The sequence below is a fragment of the Noviherbaspirillum galbum genome (assembly GCF_010974945.1).
Classification (GTDB): domain Bacteria; phylum Pseudomonadota; class Gammaproteobacteria; order Burkholderiales; family Burkholderiaceae_D; genus Noviherbaspirillum; species Noviherbaspirillum galbum.
Map to the genome: position 1 here is coordinate 1 of NZ_JAAIVB010000043.1, position 21,310 is coordinate 21,310.

16 protein-coding genes are annotated in these 21,310 nt (G+C 64.7%); 4 read left to right on the forward strand and 12 right to left on the reverse strand.

The features are described 5' to 3' along the window. On the forward strand, window positions 1-319 hold a 319-nt coding region (locus G3574_RS12950; RefSeq protein ID WP_163963752.1), incomplete at its 5' end, for a hypothetical protein. A 29-nt stretch (window positions 320-348) separates the two neighbouring features. On the opposite strand, the gene G3574_RS12955 is transcribed toward G3574_RS12950, so the two are convergent. From G3574_RS12955 to G3574_RS13000, 10 genes are all read right to left on the reverse strand, one after another. Next, window positions 349-777 carry a MarR family winged helix-turn-helix transcriptional regulator gene (locus G3574_RS12955; protein WP_163963754.1) on the reverse strand — a complete coding sequence of 143 codons (429 nt, stop codon included), beginning with the start codon at window positions 775-777 and terminating at the stop codon, window positions 349-351. Between the two features lie 146 nt (window positions 778-923). After that, window positions 924-2,627, reverse strand: a complete 1,704-nt coding sequence (locus G3574_RS12960) for an ankyrin repeat domain-containing protein (RefSeq protein WP_163963755.1) — start codon at window positions 2,625-2,627, stop codon at window positions 924-926. 265 nt (window positions 2,628-2,892) lie between these two features. Further along, on the reverse strand, window positions 2,893-4,011 hold the full coding sequence (locus G3574_RS12965) for a M48 family metallopeptidase (protein WP_163963756.1): 1,119 nt from the start codon (window positions 4,009-4,011) through the stop codon (window positions 2,893-2,895). Between the two features lie 38 nt (window positions 4,012-4,049). Continuing rightward, window positions 4,050-4,499, reverse strand: a complete 450-nt coding sequence (gene dut, locus G3574_RS12970; RefSeq protein WP_163963757.1) for a dUTP diphosphatase — start codon at window positions 4,497-4,499, stop codon at window positions 4,050-4,052. A gap of 276 nt (window positions 4,500-4,775) precedes the next feature. Next, window positions 4,776-5,978, reverse strand: a complete 1,203-nt coding sequence (coaBC, locus tag G3574_RS12975; protein ID WP_163963758.1) for a bifunctional phosphopantothenoylcysteine decarboxylase/phosphopantothenate--cysteine ligase CoaBC — start codon at window positions 5,976-5,978, stop codon at window positions 4,776-4,778. A gap of 22 nt (window positions 5,979-6,000) precedes the next feature. Further along, complete coding sequence (gene lspA / locus G3574_RS12980) at window positions 6,001-6,510, reverse strand: signal peptidase II (RefSeq protein ID WP_163963759.1); 510 nt, start codon at window positions 6,508-6,510, stop codon at window positions 6,001-6,003. A gap of 74 nt (window positions 6,511-6,584) precedes the next feature. Continuing rightward, on the reverse strand, window positions 6,585-9,434 hold the full coding sequence (ileS, locus tag G3574_RS12985) for an isoleucine--tRNA ligase (RefSeq protein WP_163963760.1): 2,850 nt from the start codon (window positions 9,432-9,434) through the stop codon (window positions 6,585-6,587). 60 nt (window positions 9,435-9,494) lie between these two features. Further along, window positions 9,495-10,481 (reverse strand): bifunctional riboflavin kinase/FAD synthetase, encoded by a 987-nt coding sequence (locus G3574_RS12990; RefSeq protein ID WP_163963761.1) that lies wholly within the window; start codon window positions 10,479-10,481, stop codon window positions 9,495-9,497. Window positions 10,482-10,770: 289 nt separating this feature from the next. Next, a complete protein-coding gene (locus tag G3574_RS12995) occupies window positions 10,771-11,604 on the reverse strand; it encodes a M90 family metallopeptidase (RefSeq protein ID WP_163963763.1) in 834 nt (277 codons plus the stop codon). Next, entirely contained in the window at window positions 11,604-12,329 is a 726-nt protein-coding gene (locus tag G3574_RS13000) for a 16S rRNA (uracil(1498)-N(3))-methyltransferase (RefSeq protein ID WP_163963766.1), read from the reverse strand. Before G3574_RS13000 ends, G3574_RS12995 begins: the two co-directional genes overlap by 1 nt. Window positions 12,330-12,480: 151 nt before the next feature. Here G3574_RS13000 and tkt point away from each other — a divergent pair, with 151 nt between their 5' ends. Together tkt and gap are read left to right on the forward strand one after the other, a co-directional pair. Further along, complete coding sequence (tkt, locus tag G3574_RS13005) at window positions 12,481-14,475, forward strand: transketolase (protein WP_163963768.1); 1,995 nt, start codon at window positions 12,481-12,483, stop codon at window positions 14,473-14,475. Between the two features lie 294 nt (window positions 14,476-14,769). Next, window positions 14,770-15,780, forward strand: coding sequence for a type I glyceraldehyde-3-phosphate dehydrogenase (gene gap / locus G3574_RS13010; protein WP_163963770.1), 1,011 nt, complete (start codon window positions 14,770-14,772; stop codon window positions 15,778-15,780). A gap of 129 nt (window positions 15,781-15,909) precedes the next feature. On the opposite strand, the gene G3574_RS13015 is transcribed toward gap, so the two are convergent. Continuing rightward, window positions 15,910-16,851: an ankyrin repeat domain-containing protein gene (locus G3574_RS13015; protein ID WP_163963772.1), complete on the reverse strand. Its 942-nt coding sequence runs from the start codon at window positions 16,849-16,851 to the stop codon at window positions 15,910-15,912. Window positions 16,852-17,181: 330 nt separating this feature from the next. Between G3574_RS13015 and G3574_RS13020 the strand changes: the two genes are divergently transcribed. After that, window positions 17,182-18,438, forward strand: a complete 1,257-nt coding sequence (locus G3574_RS13020; RefSeq protein ID WP_163963774.1) for a leucine-rich repeat domain-containing protein — start codon at window positions 17,182-17,184, stop codon at window positions 18,436-18,438. Between the two features lie 5 nt (window positions 18,439-18,443). Here G3574_RS13020 and glnE read toward each other — a convergent pair whose 3' ends face one another. Next, window positions 18,444-21,158 carry a bifunctional [glutamate--ammonia ligase]-adenylyl-L-tyrosine phosphorylase/[glutamate--ammonia-ligase] adenylyltransferase gene (gene glnE / locus G3574_RS13025; RefSeq protein WP_163963777.1) on the reverse strand — a complete coding sequence of 905 codons (2,715 nt, stop codon included), beginning with the start codon at window positions 21,156-21,158 and terminating at the stop codon, window positions 18,444-18,446. Window positions 21,159-21,310 lie beyond the last annotated feature (152 nt).

The following is a 21,310-nucleotide window of genomic DNA, read 5'->3' on the forward strand; positions in this document are numbered from 1 at the left end:
CACGAGGATTTCCTGTGCTCTTGATTTGCGCCACGCGAGGCCTGCCGCGACGGCGGAGACGGCGAGAGCTGCGCAGGAAGCGAAAAATGCAAGGAAAGGCACGGCCACGCCGGCCAAGGTTGCGGCGCCTGAGATTAAAAAGGCAACAGCAAGCGAGAGCTTCAAAGATCTGCGCCGCGCAGCAAGCGCTGGCAGGGCGCCAGGACGCATTGCAATGACTGCTGCGTTCAGCAAGAGTGCGCAACCGAAAAGAACCTGGAAAATCTTTAGCGTGAACATAGCCCTTCCTTTCGATGAAATGAACGTTGAATTTAAGTAGGAAGCTACCGATTTGTGCAAAAAAAAGCGCTACTTTCCAGCGTCTTCCAGATTTTGTTCGACCCGGTTCAGTAGCTTGATGAATTGCGCGCGCTCCTCGGTGGTGAAACCATGGAACATGCGCTCGACCAAACGGTCTCCAGCTTCGCAAAACGCATCCGAGTAGCAAACCTTGCGAGCCTCATCCGTCATCCGAATGGACTTTGCCCGCGCATCGCCGTCGCTTACGCTGCGGCGAACGTGACCATTGCGCTCAAGCACATCGATCACGTTCGTCAACGTGGGCGAGGTAACGGCAAGACGCCTCTGGAGTTCTCGGTGTTCCAATGCGTCCTCGTGCATGAGGATCTGCAGCACGTCGAATTGCCCACCGGTAAAGCCGAATGGCTTGACCGTCTCCTCGAGCGCGCGGCGAAGCGCCAGGTAGACACGTTTGAGATCGAGAGTGGGATGCGACATTTCGGTAGGATCCTACATAATTTTTGAGTTGTCAAGGACTACATCTCAAGACGGCGGCCGGTGGCCGACAGAACTCTGCAGGTTAGTTGGACCAACTCCGCATCCGATTTCCCAGCCGTGGCGCCAGTCGAATTTACTTTGGCGTCCTACGCCACCCTTGCTTCCCGTAGTTCGCTTTCTTCTCTCGCCAGGCGTTCCCCGGTTTCCCGCGCCCGGAATGCCTGTATCCCGCCGCGAGCCCGACCCGCCGTCGCGATGGCCACCTCATGCGGCGTGTGTCCCCTGTCATTGGGAACGGTCCACTTCCGCCATGCGAGTTCCCTCATCGGCGCAGGCCATGAGGCGACGAGGCCGGCGAGCAGCGTTACCATGCCTGGGTCGCCACCAGCAGCGGCAAGGTGCATGACGGTGTTGCCATGCGCATCCGGAGCGTGCAGGCGTTCCGCCAGGGCGAGCCAGTTCTCGTGATCCGGCGTCCCGGAAAACAGGTCATGCAACAACTCCCGAAGCAGGTCGCGATTTCCGCTTTTCACGGCGAGATGGAACACGCTCTGGTTCCTGTTCGTTCTTTCGGCATAGAGGAAGCGCAGTTCCGGCACGCTCATCTCGATGGCATCCCGCAGCATCCGGTAATGCTCGAGCCGCCCCCGCGCCACGGCATGGTGAAGCGGAGTCAGGCCATTGCAATCGCCGGTCATCATTGCCGCGAGCGTTTCCTCGCCCTCTTCGTCGTCGTCCAGCGCGTAGTCGATCAGGAGACGCACCGTCCGGGAATCGTCCTGCATGACGGCGCAATGCAACAGGGATAGCTGCTTCGAGTCCCGGGCAAGCAGCAGTTCTTCCGGCGTCACCCCATTGCCGGCAAGCGCGGCGAGCGCGGTTCCCAGCGTTCCGGTTTGCCCCAGATAAGCGGCCATGTCCAGGGCGTTGCCGTCTTCATGGATCGGGCTGCGCAGCGACGTCAGCATCGCTTCGTGCAGCGGAGGGCAATCCATGTCGAGCGGCAGGTCGCACGCAAGCTGCAGCAGGGCATTCGCGCAGGAATCCGGCCACGACGAGGCCGCCTGGTAATGCAGGGTCGGATTGAACAGCATGTCGTGGTCGCCGACCAGGTGGAAGGCGGCCTGGCTTGTCGGTCGGGAGATGCCGGGACGGTCGAACGGGCGGGTGACGTCGATTGCCGCGGCGATTTCCCGTCCCGGCGGGAAATACCTGCCGTAGGAGGTGCCCAGCATGGCTCGCAGCGACCAGTCCGCCTGGTCGAGGTCGCCGGTACCGGCGTGGGCATGGATGGTGGTGAGGTTGGGATCGAAGAAGTTGACCCCGTAGCGCTTGTCTTCTCCCGTCCGCTTGAGTCGTAACTGGACGAGCATGGTGTGGTTCACGGATTCGAGGAGATAGACCGCCTCGCCGGATGCACCGAAATCGCCGCGCTCCAGCGCGGCGAAGGCCTCCCCCAGGAAGACGGGCCAATACCGGTTGTCGATGAGCGTGACCGGGGCATTCTGCTTCAGCCGGAGATAGGCCTGCTCCAGCGCTTCCCGGGATCGCGGGTCCAGGAAGGGCCGCGGATCGCGCAAGCGTTTCTCGACCTCGCGCATGCGGACCGGCCCACCCGCGAGGCGGGCCTGCGCGAGCATCAAGGCCAGCAGGGTCGACCAGTGGCGGCAATAGACGTTGGCAAGGCCGTTGTGGCGGCCCACCATCCGGTCCGCGTAGCGACTGGAAAAATGAAAGCGCGACTTGGCCGCCTGTTCGGGCGCGACCGGCACGCGGGCGCCTTGCTGGAGTGCGACCTGCCGCTGCAGGTAATCGACCATTCCGGAAGCCGAGCGCAGCAGGTCTTGCATGAGCGCGCGCTTGCGATCCTCCAGATGGATGGACAGGCCATCCGGACCGCCATGCCGGAAGGCCAGTGCGCAAGGGGAGAGCGGTGAGCGTGGCGAGGGCGGATTGGATTCCGGCGCCGCTCCAGAAGGCAGGGGGCCAGGAAAGGCAGGGGATGAACCGTACATGGATCGGGCCGCAAGCAGGGAAGATGGAGCTTGGTGGCGAATCGGCCCGATCCGCTGCGAGGCCGTGAAAAACAGGTCACGGCGTCACGTCACGACGAACTCAGGGCATCAGTGGCTTCCTTGCGGCCATCTTGGTCTTGATGTCGGCCAGCGCCTTCTTCATGGCCGCCAGGCGGTATTCGGTGGCCGGATGCAGCGCGGTGTACGCGGTCTGGTTGGTGGCCGGGTACTGCGACGCCATCCGCTCCCAGAAGGGAATCACCCGGTCGACGTTGTAGCCCGCGCGCGCCAGCAGGTAAAGCGAGAGCTTGTCGGCCATCGCATCGAGTTCCTGGGGCATGGGGCGCAGGCCAGCCAGGCCTGACGTCGCCGCCGGGTCGGGCCGCAGGCGGACCAGCTTGTCGATCAGGCCGCCGGCGGTGGCGTTGATCTTCAGGCGGTTCGCATGCGCCAGCGAATTGTGGGCCATCTCCTTGGCCATCACATAGGCAAGTTCGTCGTCCGACGACAGGGTGTTGAGCATGCCGCGGGTGATGAGCACGCGGTGCCCGTCGGAGTAGGCGGTCACGTTGTCGCTGTTGCCGAGTTCGATGCCATAGGCGCAGCCATAGGTCGGCGGCACGGTGACGGGCAGGTTGGCGCCGTTCCGGGAAATGGTCATCTTCAGGCTCGACTTGCCTGTGATCATGGGCGACAGCAGCATGCCGGCCTGCCGCTCGGCGTTTTCGCCGGCGGGGAAGGGCTTGTCGTCGACCGCGACCAGGATGTCACCAGGGCGGATGCCGCTGCGGGCCGCGCCGCCGCCGGGCAGTACGCCGGTCACCTGCAACTGCTCGCCGAGGCCGAGCGCGCGCCTGGCGGCCTCGGCCATGTCTGTGGAGAACGAGTATCTGTTCTTCGCGGTCAGGCCGAGCAGGTTGCGGGCGTGGCTGCGGCACAGGTCGGCGTTGTTGACGATCAGGGGCGCGGAGACGCGGTAGAGGCGGTCCTGCTGGGCGGCGATGCTGCGCAGCAGGGTTTCCTCGGCGCTCGGCGGCGGTGCGACGGCGGGCGTCGCGGCGGGTGCGGGCGCCGGCGTGCCCGGCTGGTTCGCCTGGGGTGCGGATTGCTGCGTCGGGGTTTCGGTGGCGCAGGCGCCCAGCAGCAGCGTCAGGGCTAGCGTAAGCCTGCCCCATCGTTGCGCCGGCACGCGGGCGGCTGCCGTGCGTTGGTCTGGCATGTTGGAAGTCATGGTGTGTTGGATATTCCGGCGGGGCGTCAATGCTTGCCCGTGCTGCCGAAGCCGCCCGCGCCGCGATCGCTGTCGCCGAATTCCTCGACGACGTTGAAGCCCACTTGCATCACCGGCACGATCACCAGCTGCGCAAGGCGTTCCATCGGGTTCAGGGTGAATTCGGTCTGCCCGCGGTTCCAGGTCGAGACCATCAGCTGGCCCTGGTAGTCGGAATCGATGAGCCCGATCAGGTTGCCCAGCACGATGCCATGCTTGTGGCCCATGCCGCTGCGCGGCAGGATCATCGCGGCATAGCCAGGATCGGCGATATGGATGGCCAGGCCGGTCGGCACAAGATGGGTGTCGCCCGGCTTCAGCACCAGCGGCGCGTCGAGGCAGGCCCGCAGGTCGAGTCCTGCGCTGCCCGTCGTGGCGTAGGCGGGCAGCTGCTCCTTCATGCGCGGATCGAGGATCTTGACGTTGACGGTTTTCATTGTGAGTTCAAGGATAAGGGGAGGGGCGGCGTGGTGATGGTTGGATTACAAATGGATACAGGTAGGTGTTTTGTTCGCGTCCCAGGAAATGCGCCCGTTGTTCGGCTCCCTCCCCTTCAAGGGGAGGGCAGGGGTGGGGATGGGGTTCCAGCGCGAGCAAAGGCCAGCTCTTGTATCGATGCTCATGTCAATGTTGTTCTTTGCTCGCTACCGAAACCCATCCCCACCCCAACCCTCCCCTTCAAGGGGAGGGAGAAGACGGCGGGCTTTGCCCGGTCAAGAGATGCGCCTCGCGATCTCGGCCACCAGCCGCTGCGCCAGCTCCTGCTTGCCCGCGCGCGGCACCTGCACCGCGCCGTGCTCGTCAAACAGCACCAGCTCGTTCTCATCCCGCCCGAAGGTCTGGTGTCCGATGTTCCCGACAAGCAGGGGGATGTTCTTGCGGCGGCGCTTTTCCTCGCCATACTGCAGCAGGTTCTCCGACTCCGCGGCGAAGCCGACGCAGTAGGGCCGGCCGGCTTGGGTGGCGATAGCGGCGACGGCCGCGAGGATGTCCGGATTCTGCTCGAACTGGAGTTGCGGCACGTCGCCGTCGCCGGTCTTCTTGAGCTTCTGCGCGCTGGCATTGGCGACGCGCCAGTCGGCGACCGCGGCGACGGCGATGAACACATCCTGGCCGGGGACCTGCGCCATCACGGCATCGTGCATCTGCTGCGCGGTCTGCACGGCGATGCGGCGCACGCCATGCGGCGCGTCCAGGGCGGTCGGGCCGGAGACGAGCGTGACCTCGGCGCCGGCGGCACGGGCGGCGCGGGCGATCGCATAGCCCATCTTGCCCGAAGAAAGATTGGTGATGCCGCGCACCGGGTCGATCGGCTCGAAGGTCGGGCCGGCGGTGATCAGCACGCGGCGGCCGGCGAGCTGCTTGGGCGCGAAGGCGGCGATGATGTCTTCCAGGAGCTGTTCGGGCTCGAGCATGCGGCCCATGCCGGTTTCGCCGCAGGCCTGGTCGCCGGCGCCGGGGCCGAGCACGGCGATGCCGTCGGCCTTGATCTGCGCCAGGTTGCGCTGGGTCGCGGGGTTCTGCCACATCTCGACGTTCATGGCCGGGGCGATCAGCAGCGGCAGCGACATCGGCCGCGCCACGCAGAGCGTCGACAGCAGGTCGTCGCAGGCGCCATGCGCGAGCTTGAACATGAAATCGGTGGAGCAGGGCGCGATGACGACGGCGTCGGCGTCGCGCGTCAGGTCGATGTGGGGCATGTTGTTGGCGATGCGGCCGTCCCACTGGTCGGTGTACACCGGCTTGCCCGACAGGGCCTGCATGGTGACCGGCGTGATGAAGTGCGTGGCCGCCTCGCTCATGACGACCTGCACCGAGGCGCCGGCCTTGACCAGCCCGCGGGTGAGTTCCGCCACCTTGTAGCAGGCGATGCCGCCCGTCATGCCGAGTACGATCCGCTTGCCGGCGAGTTCCATGTCCGCTCCCCTGTGCTTGTGATTATTTGCCGACGCGGCGCAATTCGTCGAACACGAACAAGGCCGCGCCGCAGCAGATCGCCATGTCGGCCACGTTGAACGCCGGCCAGTGCCAGCCGGCGGCGTGGAAGTCGAGGAAGTCGATCACGTAGCCGTAGAGGCTGCGGTCGATCACGTTGCCGATCGCGCCGCCGAGGATCAGCGCCAGCGCCCAGCAGAACAGCCGCTGGCCGGCATGCCGCTTGAGCAGGAAGACGATGAACAGCACCGCGACGACCGCGATGGCGGTGAAGAAGTAGCGCTGCCACCCCGATTCCGTCGCGAGGAAACTGAAGGCCGCGCCCTTGTTGTGGGCCAGCACCAGGTTGAAGAAGGAAGTGATCTGCAGCGATTCGCCGAAGGCGAACAGCTTGCTGATCGTGATCTTGGTCACCTGGTCGAGCAGGATGATGATGGCGGCGATGCCAAGCCAGGGCGTGATGCCGGGCTTGCTCGACGACATGGAGGAGAAAGACTTTTTCTTGGTGGCCATGTTCCGGAATGATGGGAAGGAAAATTCCCGGCGCCTTGCGTGCGGCGTCGGGACCAGTCGCTCTTTCGACGCCGTCAGGCGTGGCGGCGCGCTTCACCCGCGCCGAACAGGTTGCTGACGCAGCGGCCGCAGATGCCGGGATGCTCGGCATGGGCGTTGACGTCCGCGCGGTAATGCCAGCAGCGCTCGCATTTCTGGCTGGACGAGGGCGTCACCACCACCGCTTCCTCGGCCTCGCTCGCCACCTGGGTCAGCGTGGCCTGCGAGGTGATGAGCACGAACTTCAGGTCGTCGCCCAGGCTCTGCAGCAGCGCGTGCTTCTCGCCGGACGCCTTGATCTCGACCTCGGCCTGCAGGGAGGAGCCGATGCCGCCGGCCACGCGCACTTCCTCGAGCTGCTTGGTGACGCCGGCGCGGATGTCGCGGATCGCGGCGAACTTGCCGAGCAGCGCCTCGGCGTCGTCGACGGCGGGCAGCTGGTAGTAGGTCTGCGTGAAGATGGTCCCGTCGCTGTCCTTGTAGCCTTGTTCGCCGGCGAACACCGCCCAGGCTTCCTCGGCGGTGAAGGACATGATCGGCGCCATCAGGCGCAGCAGCGCCTGGGTGATGTGCCAGATCGCGGTCTGCGCCGAGCGGCGCGCGCGCGAGGTCGCACCGCAGGTGTAGAGACGGTCCTTCAGGATGTCGAGGTAGAAGCCGCCGAGGTCTTCTGAGCAATAGGCTTGCAGCTTGGCCACCACCGGGTGGAATTCGTAGACCTCGAAGTGCTGCAGGATCTCGGCTTGCAGCTGCGCCATGCGGGCGATGGCGTAGCGGTCGATTTCCGACATGTCGGCCAGCGGCACGGCATCCTTGGCCGGATCGAAGTCGGAGGTGTTCGACAGCAGGAAGCGCAGGGTGTTGCGGATGCGGCGGTAGGCTTCCACCACGCGCTTGAGGATTTCATCGGAAATCGACAGCTCGCCCGAATAATCGGTCGAGGCCACCCAGAGGCGCAGGATTTCCGCGCCGAGCGTGTCGGACACCTTTTGCGGCGCGACCACGTTGCCCTTGGACTTGGACATCTTCTTGCCCTCGCCGTCGACCACGAAGCCGTGGGTCAGCAGCGCCTTGTAGGGCGCGCGGCCGTTGAGCATGGACGAGGTCAGCAGGGACGAATGGAACCAGCCGCGGTGCTGGTCCGAGCCTTCGAGGTAGAGGTCGGCCGGGAACTGCGACTCCTGCGCATGCGAGCCGCGCAGCACCGTCTGGTGGGTGGAACCGGAATCGAACCAGACGTCCAGGGTGTCCTTGTTCTTGACGTACATGTCGGCGTCGGCGCCAAGCACTTCCTTCAGGTCGAGCGCCTGCCAGGCCTCGATGCCGTGCTGCTCCACGCGGCGCGCGACTTCCTCGAGCAGCTCGGGCGTGCGCGGGTGCAGCTCGCCGGTTTCCTTGTGCACGAAGAAAGCCATCGGCACGCCCCACTGGCGCTGGCGCGACAGGGTCCAGTCGGGACGGTTGGCGATCATGCCGTGCAGGCGGGCCTTGCCCCAGCCGGGGAAGAAGTCGGTGGCTTCGATGCCGGCCAGCGCGGTCTCGCGCAGGGTGTGGCCGCCGTCCTTGGGCTTGACGTCCATGCCGGCGAACCACTGCGAGGTGGCGCGGTAGATGATGGGCGTCTTGTGGCGCCAGCAATGCATGTAGCTGTGGTCGAACATCACCAGCTTGAACAGCGAACCGACTTCCTCGAGCTTGGCGCAGATGGGCTTGGACGCTTCCCAGATGGTCATGCCGCCGAAGAAGGGCAGCCAGGAGGCGTACTTGCCGTCGCCCATGACCGGCTTGAGGATCTCGTCGTCCTTCATGCCGTGGGCCTTGCAGGACACGAAGTCGTCGAGGCCGTAGGCCGGCGCGGAGTGCACGATGCCGGTGCCGGTGTCGAGCGTGACGTAGGTGCCCACGTAGACCGGCGACAGGCGGTTGTAGCCTGGATCGGCGTCGGCGAAGGGATGCTTGAAGTTGATCATGGACAGCGCCTCGCCCAGGCAGGTGGCGACGATCTCGCCTTCCAGGCCATAGCGCTGCAGGCAGGCCTGCACCAGTTCGGCGGCCAGGATCAGCAGCACCGGCTCGCCGTTGCGCGAGGTTTTCACCAGCGCATAGCGGTGTTCCGGGTGCACGTTGAGCGCCTGGTTGGCCGGGATGGTCCAGGGCGTGGTGGTCCAGATGACGATGTAGCCCTTGCCTTCGGGGAGCTTGTCCAAACCGAAGGCGCGTGCCACCTTGCCGGGTTCGGCGAAGGGGAAGCCGACGTCGATCGCCGGGTCGCGCTTGTCGGCGTATTCGACTTCCGCCTCGGCCAGCGCCGAGCCGCAGTCGAAGCACCAGTTCACCGGCTTGAGGCCGCGGAACACATAGCCTTTTTCCAGGATCTTGCCGAGCACGCGGATTTCCTCCGCCTCGTTGCTGAAGTCCATGGTCTTGTAGGGACGGTCCCACTGGCCCAGCACGCCGAGGCGCTCGAAGTCCTTCTTCTGGCGCTCGATCTGCTCGCTGGCGTAGGCGCGCGACTTGCGCAGCACTTCCTCGGTCGGCAGGTGCTTGCCGAACTGCTTCTCGATCTGGATCTCGATGGGCATGCCGTGGCAGTCCCAGCCGGGCACGTATTGCGCGTCGAAGCCCGCCATGTTGCGCGCCTTGACGATCATGTCCTTGAGGATCTTGTTGACCGCATGGCCGATGTGGATGTCGCCGTTGGCATAGGGCGGGCCGTCATGCAGGATGAACTTCGGGCGGCCGGCCGAGGCCTTGCGGATGCGCTCGTAGAGCTTCCTTTCCTGCCATTCCTTGACCCACTTGGGTTCGCGCTTGGCGAGATCGCCGCGCATCGGGAAGGCGGTGTCGGTCAGGTTGACCGGATACTTGTTTTTTTGCTCGGACATGATGGATGCAATGGTAATGATTGGTCGGATCGAACGGAGATGAGGTCACATGTTCGATCGTCAAATTCGGTCGGTGGCGGAAGTGGCCTGGCCGTGCAGGATGTTGCGTTCGCCGAAATAGGCGCGGGCCTGCTGCGCGTCGCGCTCGATGGCGGCGGTCAGGGTCGGCAGGTCGACGTATTTTTCCTCGTCGCGCAGCTTCTTCATGAATTCCACGCGAACGACCTTGCCGTAGCACTGCTCCCGGTAATCGAAGAGATGGGTTTCCAGCAGCACGCGGCCGCTGTCTTCCACGGTAGGGCGCACGCCCATGCTGGCCACGCCGGGCAGCGGATGGTCTTCCAAGCCGTGCACCTGCACCACGAAGATGCCGGACAGGGCAGGGCGCTTGTGCGAGATCGCGAGGTTCAGCGTCGGAAAGCCGATGGTGCGGCCGAGCTTCTTGCCATGGATGACGTGGCCGGAGATGGCGTAGGGATGGCCGAGCAGCCGGGCCGCCAGCGGGAAATCGCTCTGCTGCAGGGCCTGGCGCACTGCCGAGGAGGAAATGCGCACGCCGTCGTTCATGACGGTCGGCATGGCATGCACTTCGAAGCCGAATTTCCTGCCGGCCTCGATCAGGCGCGCGACGTTGCCGGCGCGCTTCGAGCCGTAGCAGAAATCCTCGCCCACCATCAGCCACTTCACGTGCAAGCCTTCCACCAGCACCTTTTCGACGAACTCGTCGGGCGTGATGGAAGCGAAATGGGCATTGAAGTGCTCGACGATGACGCGGTCCACGCCGGCATTGTCCAGCGCCTGCAGCTTGTCGCGCAGGTTGGCGATGCGCACCGGCGCCCTGGCCAGGTCGCCGGCCATGCGGGCGAAGAATTCCCGGGGATGGGGTTCGAAGGTCATGACAGCCGCCTCGACGCCAAGCCGGGACGCGGCCTCGCGCACGTGCGCAAGCAGGGCCTGGTGGCCGCGATGCACGCCGTCGAAGTTGCCGATCGTCAGCGCGCAGGGCGCGCGCGACGCGGCATTGGGAAGTCCGCGAAATACCTTCATGGGTCAGGGCGCTTGAAGTGGCTCTTACGGAAGATGATGCAAAACCTTGGATTATAAAGCCATTCGGCGGCTTTTCCTTGTTGCAAGCGGGGTAGACTTGCATCGTTCCCTCCCTTTCAAGGGGAGGGCTAGGGTGGGGATGGGGTTCGGGTGCAATCAAAAAACAGGATTGACATCGCCAGCGAACTGAATTCTGTCCTTTGCTCGCGGAGGCAACCCATCCCCACCCCAACCCTCCCCTTGAAAGGGAGGGAGTTTGGCAGGAGCGAGTGCGGGCCTAGTAATTTTGTCACGCCCTCCCCAACGGATCCTGCCGGAAATACAACCTCAGCAACTCATATACCTCCGGATAATCCTCCTGCAAGGGCGCCGGCAGCACGAAGAAGGCTTCCGCCGCCACGGCAAAGAACTCCGCCGGATGGCGCACTGCGTAGGGATCCATCGGCAGCACGCCGAACAGTTCATCGTAGCGCTCGGCATGGTCCGGCCGGCTGTCGTCGAAGTCCTCGGGCAATTGCGCCTCGAGTTCATCGACCCAGGACATGAAATCCTCGTAGGCGGCGGCGAAGACGGCCTGCCAATGCGAAGGCCGGATGCCAGCGTGGAACTCGGGGAGGAAGGGCGGGCAGCCGTTGGCATTGCCGTCGCGCATGTCGATCTTGTGGACGAATTCATGGATGACGACGTTGTAGCCCGGCGCGTCCATGTCGGTCGCATCCTCCCAGGAAAGCACGACCGCGCCGCCGGCATGGACCGCCTCGCCGGAAGCGGGTTCCTGCCATTCATGGACCACGCCGGCCTCGTCGACCTCGGTCTGCGGGATCAGGAAGGAGCCGGGATAGACCACGACGCCGGCGATGTCGTCGTACAGGTCGAGCGACAGTTCGAGGACGGGCAGGCAGGCCTGGGCGGCGATCAGCACGGCGGTTTCGTCGTCAAGCTCGAAGCCGGCCGTGCCGGTGAAGGATTTGCGCGCCAGGAAGTCTTCGCTCATGGCTTTCAGGCGGATGCGCTCGCCGGCGGACAGGGGTTCGAGGAAGGGAAGCTGCTGGAAACAGAATTGCCACAGCGCGTCCGGGATGCGCGGCGCTTCCTTGCCGAAAAGGCGCTTGATCCACTGCATCAGAATCCGCCCCAGACCGCGTTCAATGCCGCCACGGCGGTCATTCCTGCCGTTTCCGTGCGCAGGACTCGCGTTCCCAGCGACAGCGCGAGCGCGCCATGCTCGATGGCAAGCTGTTCCTCCCGTTCGCTGAAGCCACCCTCGGGTCCGATCATGATGGCGACGGCCTGCGCCGGCTGGTGGCGCGCCCAGTCGCACAGGGATTGCTCGGCGCGGGGCGTCAGGAGGATGCGCCGGTGGAGGTCGTGCTGGCCGATCCAGGCCTGGAAATCGAGGGGTTCGGCGATCTGCGCCAGGCGGTTGCGCCCGCATTGCTCGGCGGCGGCGGCGATGATGCCCTGCCAGTGTTCCAGGCGCTTGGCCGCGCGCTCCGGGGATAGCCGGACCACGCTGCGCTGCGCCGCCAGCGGCTGCACCGCGGTCACGCCGAGCTCGACGGCCTTCTCGATGATCCAATCCATCTTGGTTCCCTCCGGAAGCGCCTGGGCCAGGGTGATCGCATAGGGCAGCTCGGCTTCGCGCGGATGGAAGGTCTTGATCTCGACGGCCGCGTGGCGGCGGTCGGCGTCGACCAGGGTGGCGCAGTACTCCCCGCCCTCGCCGTTGAACAATGTTATTACTTCGCCCTGGGCGAGGCGGACGACGTGCAGGTGGTGCGCCACCCGGCTGTTCAGTTGCACCTGGGAACCGATGGAGAGGGGGCCGGGATGGTAAAAACGCGGCATGGGGGAAGTCCTTGTGCGAGTGCTTGTCCGGATGAAACCGCCGGGCCGCGGCGGTTCGGGAAGAGGATTTTAAGGGCTGGAGCTCCCCTCTGGTAAAATATCGGGCTTTGCAGCATCTGCACCGGCATCCCCCGTCACTCCTCGATTCAACATGACTTCTTCTCTCCCCACCGACAAGATGGCCAACGCGATCCGTGCCTTGGCAATGGACGCAGTACAAAAGGCGAATTCCGGGCACCCCGGCATGCCCATGGGCATGGCCGAGATCGCCGTGGCGCTGTGGTCGAAGCATTACCGCCACAATCCTGCCAATCCGCACTGGAACAACCGCGACCGCTTCGTGATTTCCAACGGCCACGGCTCCATGCTGCACTACGCCCTGCTGCACCTGACCGGCTATGACCTGTCGATGGACGAGATCAAGAACTTCCGGCAGATGCATTCCAAGACGCCGGGCCACCCGGAAGTCCACATCACGCCGGGCATCGAAACCACCACCGGCCCGCTCGGCCAGGGCATCACCAACGCGGTCGGCATGGCATTGGCCGAAGCGCTGCTCGCTTCCGAGTTCAACAAGCCCGGCTTCGACATCGTCGGCCACCACACCTACGTCTTCCTCGGCGACGGCTGCCTGATGGAAGGCATTTCCCACGAGGCCTGCTCGCTGGCCGGCGCGCTGCGCCTGAACAAGATCATCGCGCTCTACGACGACAACGGCATCTCCATCGACGGCAAGGTCGAGGGCTGGTTCATCGACGATACGCCCAAGCGCTTCGAAGCCTACCACTGGAACGTCATCCGCGACGTCGACGGCCATGACGTGGCCGCGGTCGATGCCGCGATTGCGCAGGCCAAGCTGTCCGACAAGCCGACCTTGATTTGCTGCAAGACGGTGATCGGCAAAGGCGCGCCTAATATGCAAGGTTCCGACAAGGTGCATGGCGCCGCGCTCGGCGACAAGGAAATCGCAGCAACCCGCGACCACATCGGCTGGGCGCACGTGCCTTTCGAAGTGCCGGCCGACGTGTACGCCGCCTGGGACGCGAAGGGCCGCGGCGCCGAGCTGGAGCAGGAGTGGACCACGCTGTTCAATGCCTACAGCGAGCGCTATCCGCAGGAAGCGGGCGAGTTCCTGCGCCGCATGAAGGGCGAGCTGCCGGGCAAGCTGAACGAGGTCATCGATGCCTACATCGCGGCCTGCGTCGAGAAGAAGGAAACGATTGCCACCCGCAAGGCGAGCCAGAACGCCATCCAGGCGCTGGCGCCGGCGCTGCCCGAGTTCCTCGGCGGCTCGGCCGACCTCACCGGGTCCAATCTGACCAACTGGAAGGAATCGGTCGCTGTCAGGGCCGGCGTGCCGGGCAACCACATCAACTACGGTGTGCGCGAATTCGGCATGGCGGCCATGATGAACGGCATCGCGCTGCACGGCGGCTTCATCCCGTTCGGCGGCACCTTCCTGACCTTCTCGGACTACAGCCGCAATGCCTTGCGCATGGCGGCGCTGATGAAGATCCGCTCGATCTTCGTGTTCACTCACGATTCGATCGGCCTGGGCGAAGACGGCCCGACCCACCAGTCGGTGGAGCACGTCTCCAGCCTGCGCCTGATCCCGGGCCTGGACAACTGGCGTCCCTGCGACACCGTGGAATCGGCGGTGGCCTGGAAGCACGCGGTGGCGCGCCGGCATGGCCCGACCACGCTGATCTTCTCGCGCCAGAACCTGCCGTTCATGGAGCGCTCCGCCGAGCAGATCCAGCACATCAACCGCGGCGGCTACGTGCTGCGCGATGCGCCGGGCGCCAAGGCGGTAATCATTGCCACCGGCTCGGAAGTCGAGCTGGCGGTGAAGGCGGCGGACGAACTCGGCAAGCAAGGCACGCCGGTGCGCGTGGTTTCCATGCCTTGCACCGACCTGTTCGACCGCCAGGACGCGGCCTACAAGGCGAGCGTGCTGCCCAAGGGCCTGCCGCGCGTCGCCGTGGAAGCCGGTGTCACCGACTTCTGGTACAAGTACGTCGGCCTCGACGGCGCCGTGGTCGGCATCGACACCTTCGGCGAGTCCGCCCCGGCGGGTGTGCTGTTCAAGCATTTCGGCTTCACGACGGAAAACGTCGTGGCCAAGGTGAAGTCAGTCTTAGGATAACCCCCGTAGGGGGCACTCCGACTCCCTCCCTTTCAAGGGGAGGGCCGGGGGTGGGGATGGGTTCCGGCAGCAAGCAAGGAACAGCATTGACATCGCAAGCGAACAAAGAAACGCATCGATCTTTCCAGCGACCCGAATGCCGTTCTTTGTACTGCATGAGAAACCCATCCCCACCCTAACCCTCCCCGTGAAGGGGAGGGAGCGAATAAGCCTCCTGTTTGACGGGGAGGCATGGCCGGAGTGCTCGAGAGGGAGTGAGTTGAACCAGTTTTTGCTTTCATTCAGGAGAAAACGATGACCATCCGTGTCGCAATCAATGGCTATGGCCGCATCGGCCGCAACGTCCTTCGCGCATTCTACGAAGGCGGCAAGAAGCAGGACATCCAGATCGTTGCCATCAACGACCTGGGCAATGCGCAGTCCAACGCGCACCTGACCCGCTACGACACCGCCCACGGCAAGTTCCCCGGCACCGTGGAAGTCGACGGCGACTTCATGGTCGTCAACGGCGACAAGATCCGCGTCTTCGCCCAGCGCAACCCGGCTGAAATCCCGTGGGGCGAGCTGAACGTCGACGTCGTGCTCGAGTGCACCGGCTTCTTCACCACCAAGGAAAAGGCATCGGCCCACATCAAGGGCGGCGCCAAGAAGGTCGTCATTTCCGCGCCCGGCGGCAAGGACGTCGACGCCACCGTCGTCTTCGGCGTCAACCAGAACGTGCTCAAGGCCAGCGACACCGTCATCTCCAACGCTTCCTGCACCACCAACTGCCTGGCCCCGCTGGTCAAGCCGCTGCACGAGAAGATCGGCCTGGAAAACGGCCTGATGACCACCGTGCACGCCTACACCAACGACCAGGTCCTGACCGACGTGATGCACGAAGACCTGCGCCGCGCCCGTTCCGCCACCCAGTCCATGATCCCGACCAAGACCGGCGCCGCCGCCGCTGTCGGCCTGGTGCTGCCGGAACTCAACGGCCGCCTCGACGGCTACGCCATCCGCGTCCCGACCATCAACGTCTCCATCGTCGACCTGTCCTTCATCGCCGCCCGCGACACCACGGTCGATGAAGTGAACCAGATCATGAAGGACGCCGCAAACGGCGCGCTGAAGGGCATCCTGACCTACAACACCGAACCGCTGGTCTCCGTGGACTACAACCACAACCCGGCATCGAGCAACTTCGACGCCACCCTGACCAAGGTCTCCGGCCGCCTGGTGAAGGTCTCCTCCTGGTACGACAACGAGTGGGGCTTCTCCAACCGCATGCTCGACACCACCGTCGCGCTAATGAACGCGAAGTAATCCGCAGCGTTCCGCATCGCCAAACAAAACGCCCCGCTGGCCGGGGCGTTTTGTTTTCATGGGCCTGCCGCGCAAACACATCCGTGGCAGGCCCGTCCGGGCCGATCCCGGATCACGCCAGGGTTGGCGTCAGGTTCTATACGTATCCGGGAAGATCCTGATGATCTCGTGGTATTTCCTGTCCGAGGATGCGAAGTATGCCTTCATCCGCATCAACGCAGACCGGAAGCCCTGGGATTGGTCTTCCCAGATACTGCCATCGTAGTGTTCCGGCAGATTCCGCACGAGGTGTTCGCAGATCAGGTCGACGATATCGTCCTGATGATTATGCACCGCGATGCCGATGGCGCGGCGGGTGAACTCGCCAGCATTCTTGCCGCGCAACAGTCCGTCGCCATCGAAACTCAGCAAGGCTCTCACAACCTCCGCATGGCCATGCATGGCTGCCATCATCAGGGCGGTCGTCCCATCCTTGGTGGTGGCATTCACGTCGAACTTCTTGATGAATCCGCGTCTTGCCATTTCGAGCATCGCCTTGACGGCGAGATCATCGCCTGCGCGCGCCGCGCGAACCAGGGGCGGCTTCGAGCTTCGCAGCGATTTGTATTTTCCCATGGCGCACGCGTAATCGGCTCTCAGTTCATCGTGGTTCAAGCCCTTGGGATAGGGGAGAGACCGGGGATCGAAGCGTTCCCGGGCCCTGCTTTCGTCTTCGGATCGCCGAGAAGAATCGGCCGGACGACGGGTATGGGAGCAAGTCGATGACAGCGATGAACGCGACGAACGCGATGAAGGTGACAGGGGGACTCTTCGGGAGATGCCGTCGTCGCCAGGCAAGGGTGGCAAGGGTGGCAAGGGTGGCAGGCTAGACAGGCGCGGGGGGAGCGGCGGCGGCTTCACCGCGCGTGGTTGCCCGGGCGGGGAAAGCACGGCTGTCGACTTGGGGACGTGCGACATGGTGGGTTGCGAGGCCGCCCTGTTTTTCGCTGCCGAGGGTGAGGCTGGAATATCTGTCTGACCTTGCGTGTAGCTGAAGCTGCCGTATGGTCTCGAAGGGGGGGTGGGAAGCATGCGGAATTTCCTGGTGAGTTGACGAGGCCCCGCGATGCAGGCTGCCGACTGGCGCATCGTCGCGGTGTCGTTCGTGACAGTTTCCTTGCAGGATGGGGATTGGATTAGAGATTTATTAGGTTTTGTTGGCAGGAATGGGCTTCGGTATGCCTGCAACCCTCTCTCCGGTGAACCGGTTGCTGTTCTCACTCCGTAGAGAGTGGCCAGGACTGGCATTCCGAGTCTCCCGGCGAAACTCCTTCCGCTGGAATGTCACAGACGGGCGCCCCTCGGGCCGCCTGCCTCACGCGGCCGTTCATCGATCACAACCCTTTCGAAAGGAGCCAGCGCATGCCGTTCTTTGTCTGTGGCAGATCCGCGCCGCAAGTGCACGACCCCGAACTGCCGTCCTCCCCGATCGCGCCGAACCATGACGGCGATAGCCCGGCGCAGGGCCTGCGCGCCGGCGAGCCAGGCGATCCTGATGCGGCGCTGCGCTCCCTGCCAGAGTGGCGCGGATTCCTGGGCATGCTTGCCGCATGGCGGCGGGAATTCCCGATGTGCGAGCGTGAACGGGGAGGGCGGCTGGTCGCATCGGCGAGGATGCGCGACTGCGCGATCCGTCAGGCGCTGCATGGCGAAAGGGAACTGACGCTCGACCTGTCGAACCAGAGCCTGACCGAGCTGCCGCCCGGCTTGACAAGGCTGGCGCTCAAGCATCTGAATGCAGCGGGAAACTGCTTCACCGATATCGACGCCTCCGTCGAGCGCATGCCCGAACTGGAGTCGCTCGACCTGTCGAGGAACCAGCTATGCGTCCTGCCCGAAAGCGTCCATGTGCTGTTTCCCTGCCTGCGCGTGTTGAACGTGTCGGGGAATCGCCTGGAACGGTTGCCCGACTCCCTTTCCGAAATGCGGCTCGAACGCCTGTACGCGAACGACAACGACCTGATCTTCCTGCCCTACGAATTGGGCAAGACGGGAACGCTTCGCTATCTCCTGCTCATGGGGAACAGGTTGAAGGGCCAGACCATGCCGCCGCTGCTGCATCCGCAATCCCGGGTGTTCCGCGCGCTCGACAAGGACATCGTCCTGCATGGCAATCGCGAGTGTCCCTTTCCGCTGCGCCCGCCGCGGCGCGGCGCCTTTCCGCCTCCTGCCGTGCCCGCGTTCCACGCCGGCACGGTGCCGGTCTATCTCGGTCCCTCGCAGCGGTCCTACCTCGACAAGGTATTGCCGCCTCCCGACGTCCGCGCCTTGCTGGGCGACGCCGCCGGGCGGGAAATCGCCCATGCCAACGACTTCAGGAACTGGGCTGAGTACGCCTGCCAGCAAGGCATCGGCGAAAAATTCCTGTACGCCTTCGTCAAGGATTTGCGTACGGGCAGCGCCGAATTGCGCAAGCGCTGCTTCGCCATCGCGCACCAGGCGCTTCTGCCTGGCGGCCCCTCGCTCATCCGCAGCTGGGAAGTGATGAACGAAGAACTGCGGCTGGACCGGCAGGAGCGGGCCAGCCTGGCGCAGGAAACCCCGCGTCCAACCATTCGCGCGCCCCATGCGGCATGGCAGCACCTGCGGGATGGCAGCACGAAGATCCGGCCTGCGTGAACACCTCAGGCCAGCACCGCGGCCCACAAGGTCCTGACCTCGGCTGCCTCGTTCGCCACCTTGTCCAGCGGCACCCGGGCCCGGTCGTGTCCCTGCAGCCGGATCTGGTGCTGCAACTTGCGGAAGGTCCGGTAGGCGGACGCCACCTGTTCGCCCAAGGCCTTGTCGATCAGCCCGAGCTCGCCGCACAGGCGCAGCAGCGCGATGTTGCCGATATCCGCCGTGAGTTGCGGGTGCGCGGCGGCGTGGCGGAGCACCAGGAATTGCACGATGAACTCGATGTCGATCATGCCGCCGGCATCGTGCTTCAGGTCGAACTGGCCCGAGCGGTTGGGATGGGCCTCGCGCATCTTCCGGCGCATGGCCTGCACCTCGGTCTTCAGCTTGTCGGCGTCGCGTTCCTGGCGCAGCACGGCTTCGCGGATGGCTTCGAACTGCGCGCCGATGGCGGCGTCGCCGGCGCAGAAGCGGGCGCGCGTCAGCGCCTGGTGTTCCCAGACCCAGGCCGAGGTGCGCTGGTATTTCTCGAAGGACGCCACCTTCGAGACCAGCAAGCCGCTGGCGCCATCCGGACGCAGGGCGATGTCGATGTCGAACAGGATGCCCGACGGCGTATGGCTCGTCATCCAGGTGATGAAGCGCTGCGCGAGCTTGGCATACAAGGCAGGCGCGTCGGGATGGTCGTCGTCGAACAGGAAGATCACGTCCAGGTCGGATGCATAGCCCAGCTCCTTGCCGCCCAGCTTGCCATAGGCGATCACCGCGAATTTCGGCACTTCCACGTGCCGGTTGGGAATCATGCGCCAGACCGCGCCGATGGTCGCTTCCACCAGCACGTCGGCCAGCGTGGAAAGATGGTCGGCCAGCCGTTCCACCGTGAGATCGCCTTCCAGGTCCTGCGCCAGCAGGCGGAAAACCTGCGCATGGTGCAGTTCGCGCAGCACGTTCATCTGCCGCTCGGGATCGCCCTCGGCGGCATCGAGCTGGCGCTTCACCTCGGCGGTGAAGGCGGGCCAGTCCGGCGCCGCCTTCAAGGTGCGGTCCTCCAGCAGTTCGTCGAGCAGGATGGGGTGCTGGGTCAGATACTTGGCGGTCCAGTCGCTGGCCCGCATCATGCGCGCCACCCGCGCCAGCGTGTGCGGAAACTCGGTGAGCAGCGCGAGGTAGGCGGCGCGGCGGGCGATGGCTTCGAAGAAATCCAGCAGGCGGCCGAGCGTGGCGACCTGGTCTTCCTCATGCCCGGCAATCAGGCGCAGCGCGATATTGACCAGCCCGGCGAGCTTGCCGCGGCTGGCGTCCGGCAAGGATTGCAGCTTCGGCGAGTGCCAGGTCGCCTGCGTGCGCCGCGCGGCCGCCTGCGCGTCGGCGAAGCCGAGGCTGCGCAGGTGGGCGGACAGGGCCTCGAGGTTGTCCCAGTCGGAGAAGGGCGCGGCATCGCCATCGCCGGCGTGTCCGGACGGCGCCTCGCGCTTGTCTTCGAACATCGCGTCGAACTGGCCCGCCACGATGCCGCGCACCCGGTCGAAGGCGTCGAGCAGGGCGTGCACATCCTCGTAGCCCATCATCTTCGCCACGGCGAGCTGGTCATCGGGATTGGCCGGGAAAGTATGGGTCTGGGCATCATCGAGGTATTGCAGCCGGTGCTCGAAGTTGCGCAGGAAGGTGTAGGCGTCGAGCAGTTGAGTCACTTCCTCGCCGGTGAGCAAGTCTTTCGCAGCCAGGGTGTGCAGGGTACGGCGCGTGGAGCGGTCGCGCAGTTCCGGGTCGCGCCCGCCACGGATCAGCTGGAACACCTGGGACAGGAACTCGATCTCGCGGATGCCGCCGCGTCCCAGCTTGACGTTCTTGGCGCGTTCCGGATGCCGTGCCTCCTGCCGCTTGACCTCGGCGCGGATCTGGCCATGCATCTTGCGCAAGGCTTCGATGGCGCCGAAGTCGAGATAGCGCCGGTAGACGAAGGGCTGCACGATCTGGTCGAGCGCCGCGATGTCCTCGGGCCTGCCGGTGACCGCGCGTGCCTTGACCCAGGCATACCTTTCCCATTCCCGGCCCTGCACGATCAGGTATTCCTCCACCATGGCGAGGCTGCAGGCCAGCGGCCCGGACGCGCCGTTGGGGCGCAGCGCCATGTCGACCCGGAAGGTGAAGCCATCCTCCAGGATTTCCGAAATGGCATGGATCAGCTTCTTGCCGAGGCGAATGAAGAATTCATGGTTCGACAACTGGCGCTGCGCCTCGTTGTCGATCCGAGTTTCGCCTTCCTCCCCGTACACGAAGATCAAATCGATGTCGGAGGAAACGTTGAGCTCGCCGCCGCCCATCTTGCCCATGCCGAGCACGATCATTTCCTGCGGTTCACCCGACTCCCGGCCGATGGGCACGCCGTGCGCCGCGGTCATTTCCGTCATCAGTTCCGCCAGGTGGGCCTGCACCGCGAAGTCGGCCAGGCCGGTGACCGCGGTGAGCACCTCGTCGAGGTCAGCCTTGCCGGAAAGGTCACGTTCGATCAGGCCGCAGATCACGAGGTTGCGCACGCGCCGCATGGCCCGCAGCAGGGGCATGCCGGCATCCGTCTCATTTTGTAAAAGCCGAGCAAAAATGTCGGGGGTAATGGATAATCCCGCAAGGCTGTCAACGGCTTGCCTGCGGGAAGGATCGGCATTCACCCAGCGGGCGTAGAACCTGGATGCAACGTTGCTGGTCAAAAAGGAGTTGGTCACAATAGCAGAGGGGAAAAGTGGAAACGTTCGCGTCGCATGCCTCGTCCAGACGCTTTCTTGTTGGCTTCGATGCGCGTCCAATTTTACAAGGGACTCACTGAACTCACGACATGCCCCGCACGGTGCGGCCGACCCGTACGCGGGATAGCCGG

Coding starts and splice junctions, on each gene's coding strand:
- G3574_RS12955 (WP_163963754.1), bottom strand. CDS start 777: ATGTCGCATCCCACTCTCGATCTCAAACGTGTCTACCTGGCGCTTCGC.
- G3574_RS12960 (WP_163963755.1), bottom strand. CDS start 2,627: ATGCAAGACCTGCTGCGCTCGGCTTCCGGAATGGTCGATTACCTGCAG.
- G3574_RS12965 (WP_163963756.1), bottom strand. CDS start 4,011: ATGCCAGACCAACGCACGGCAGCCGCCCGCGTGCCGGCGCAACGATGG.
- dut (WP_163963757.1), bottom strand. CDS start 4,499: ATGAAAACCGTCAACGTCAAGATCCTCGATCCGCGCATGAAGGAGCAG.
- coaBC (WP_163963758.1), bottom strand. CDS start 5,978: ATGGAACTCGCCGGCAAGCGGATCGTACTCGGCATGACGGGCGGCATC.
- lspA (WP_163963759.1), bottom strand. CDS start 6,510: ATGGCCACCAAGAAAAAGTCTTTCTCCTCCATGTCGTCGAGCAAGCCC.
- ileS (WP_163963760.1), bottom strand. CDS start 9,434: ATGTCCGAGCAAAAAAACAAGTATCCGGTCAACCTGACCGACACCGCC.
- G3574_RS12990 (WP_163963761.1), bottom strand. CDS start 10,481: ATGAAGGTATTTCGCGGACTTCCCAATGCCGCGTCGCGCGCGCCCTGC.
- G3574_RS12995 (WP_163963763.1), bottom strand. CDS start 11,604: ATGCAGTGGATCAAGCGCCTTTTCGGCAAGGAAGCGCCGCGCATCCCG.
- G3574_RS13000 (WP_163963766.1), bottom strand. CDS start 12,329: ATGCCGCGTTTTTACCATCCCGGCCCCCTCTCCATCGGTTCCCAGGTG.
- tkt (WP_163963768.1), top strand. CDS start 12,481: ATGACTTCTTCTCTCCCCACCGACAAGATGGCCAACGCGATCCGTGCC.
- gap (WP_163963770.1), top strand. CDS start 14,770: ATGACCATCCGTGTCGCAATCAATGGCTATGGCCGCATCGGCCGCAAC.
- G3574_RS13015 (WP_163963772.1), bottom strand. CDS start 16,851: ATGCTTCCCACCCCCCCTTCGAGACCATACGGCAGCTTCAGCTACACG.
- G3574_RS13020 (WP_163963774.1), top strand. CDS start 17,182: ATGCCGTTCTTTGTCTGTGGCAGATCCGCGCCGCAAGTGCACGACCCC.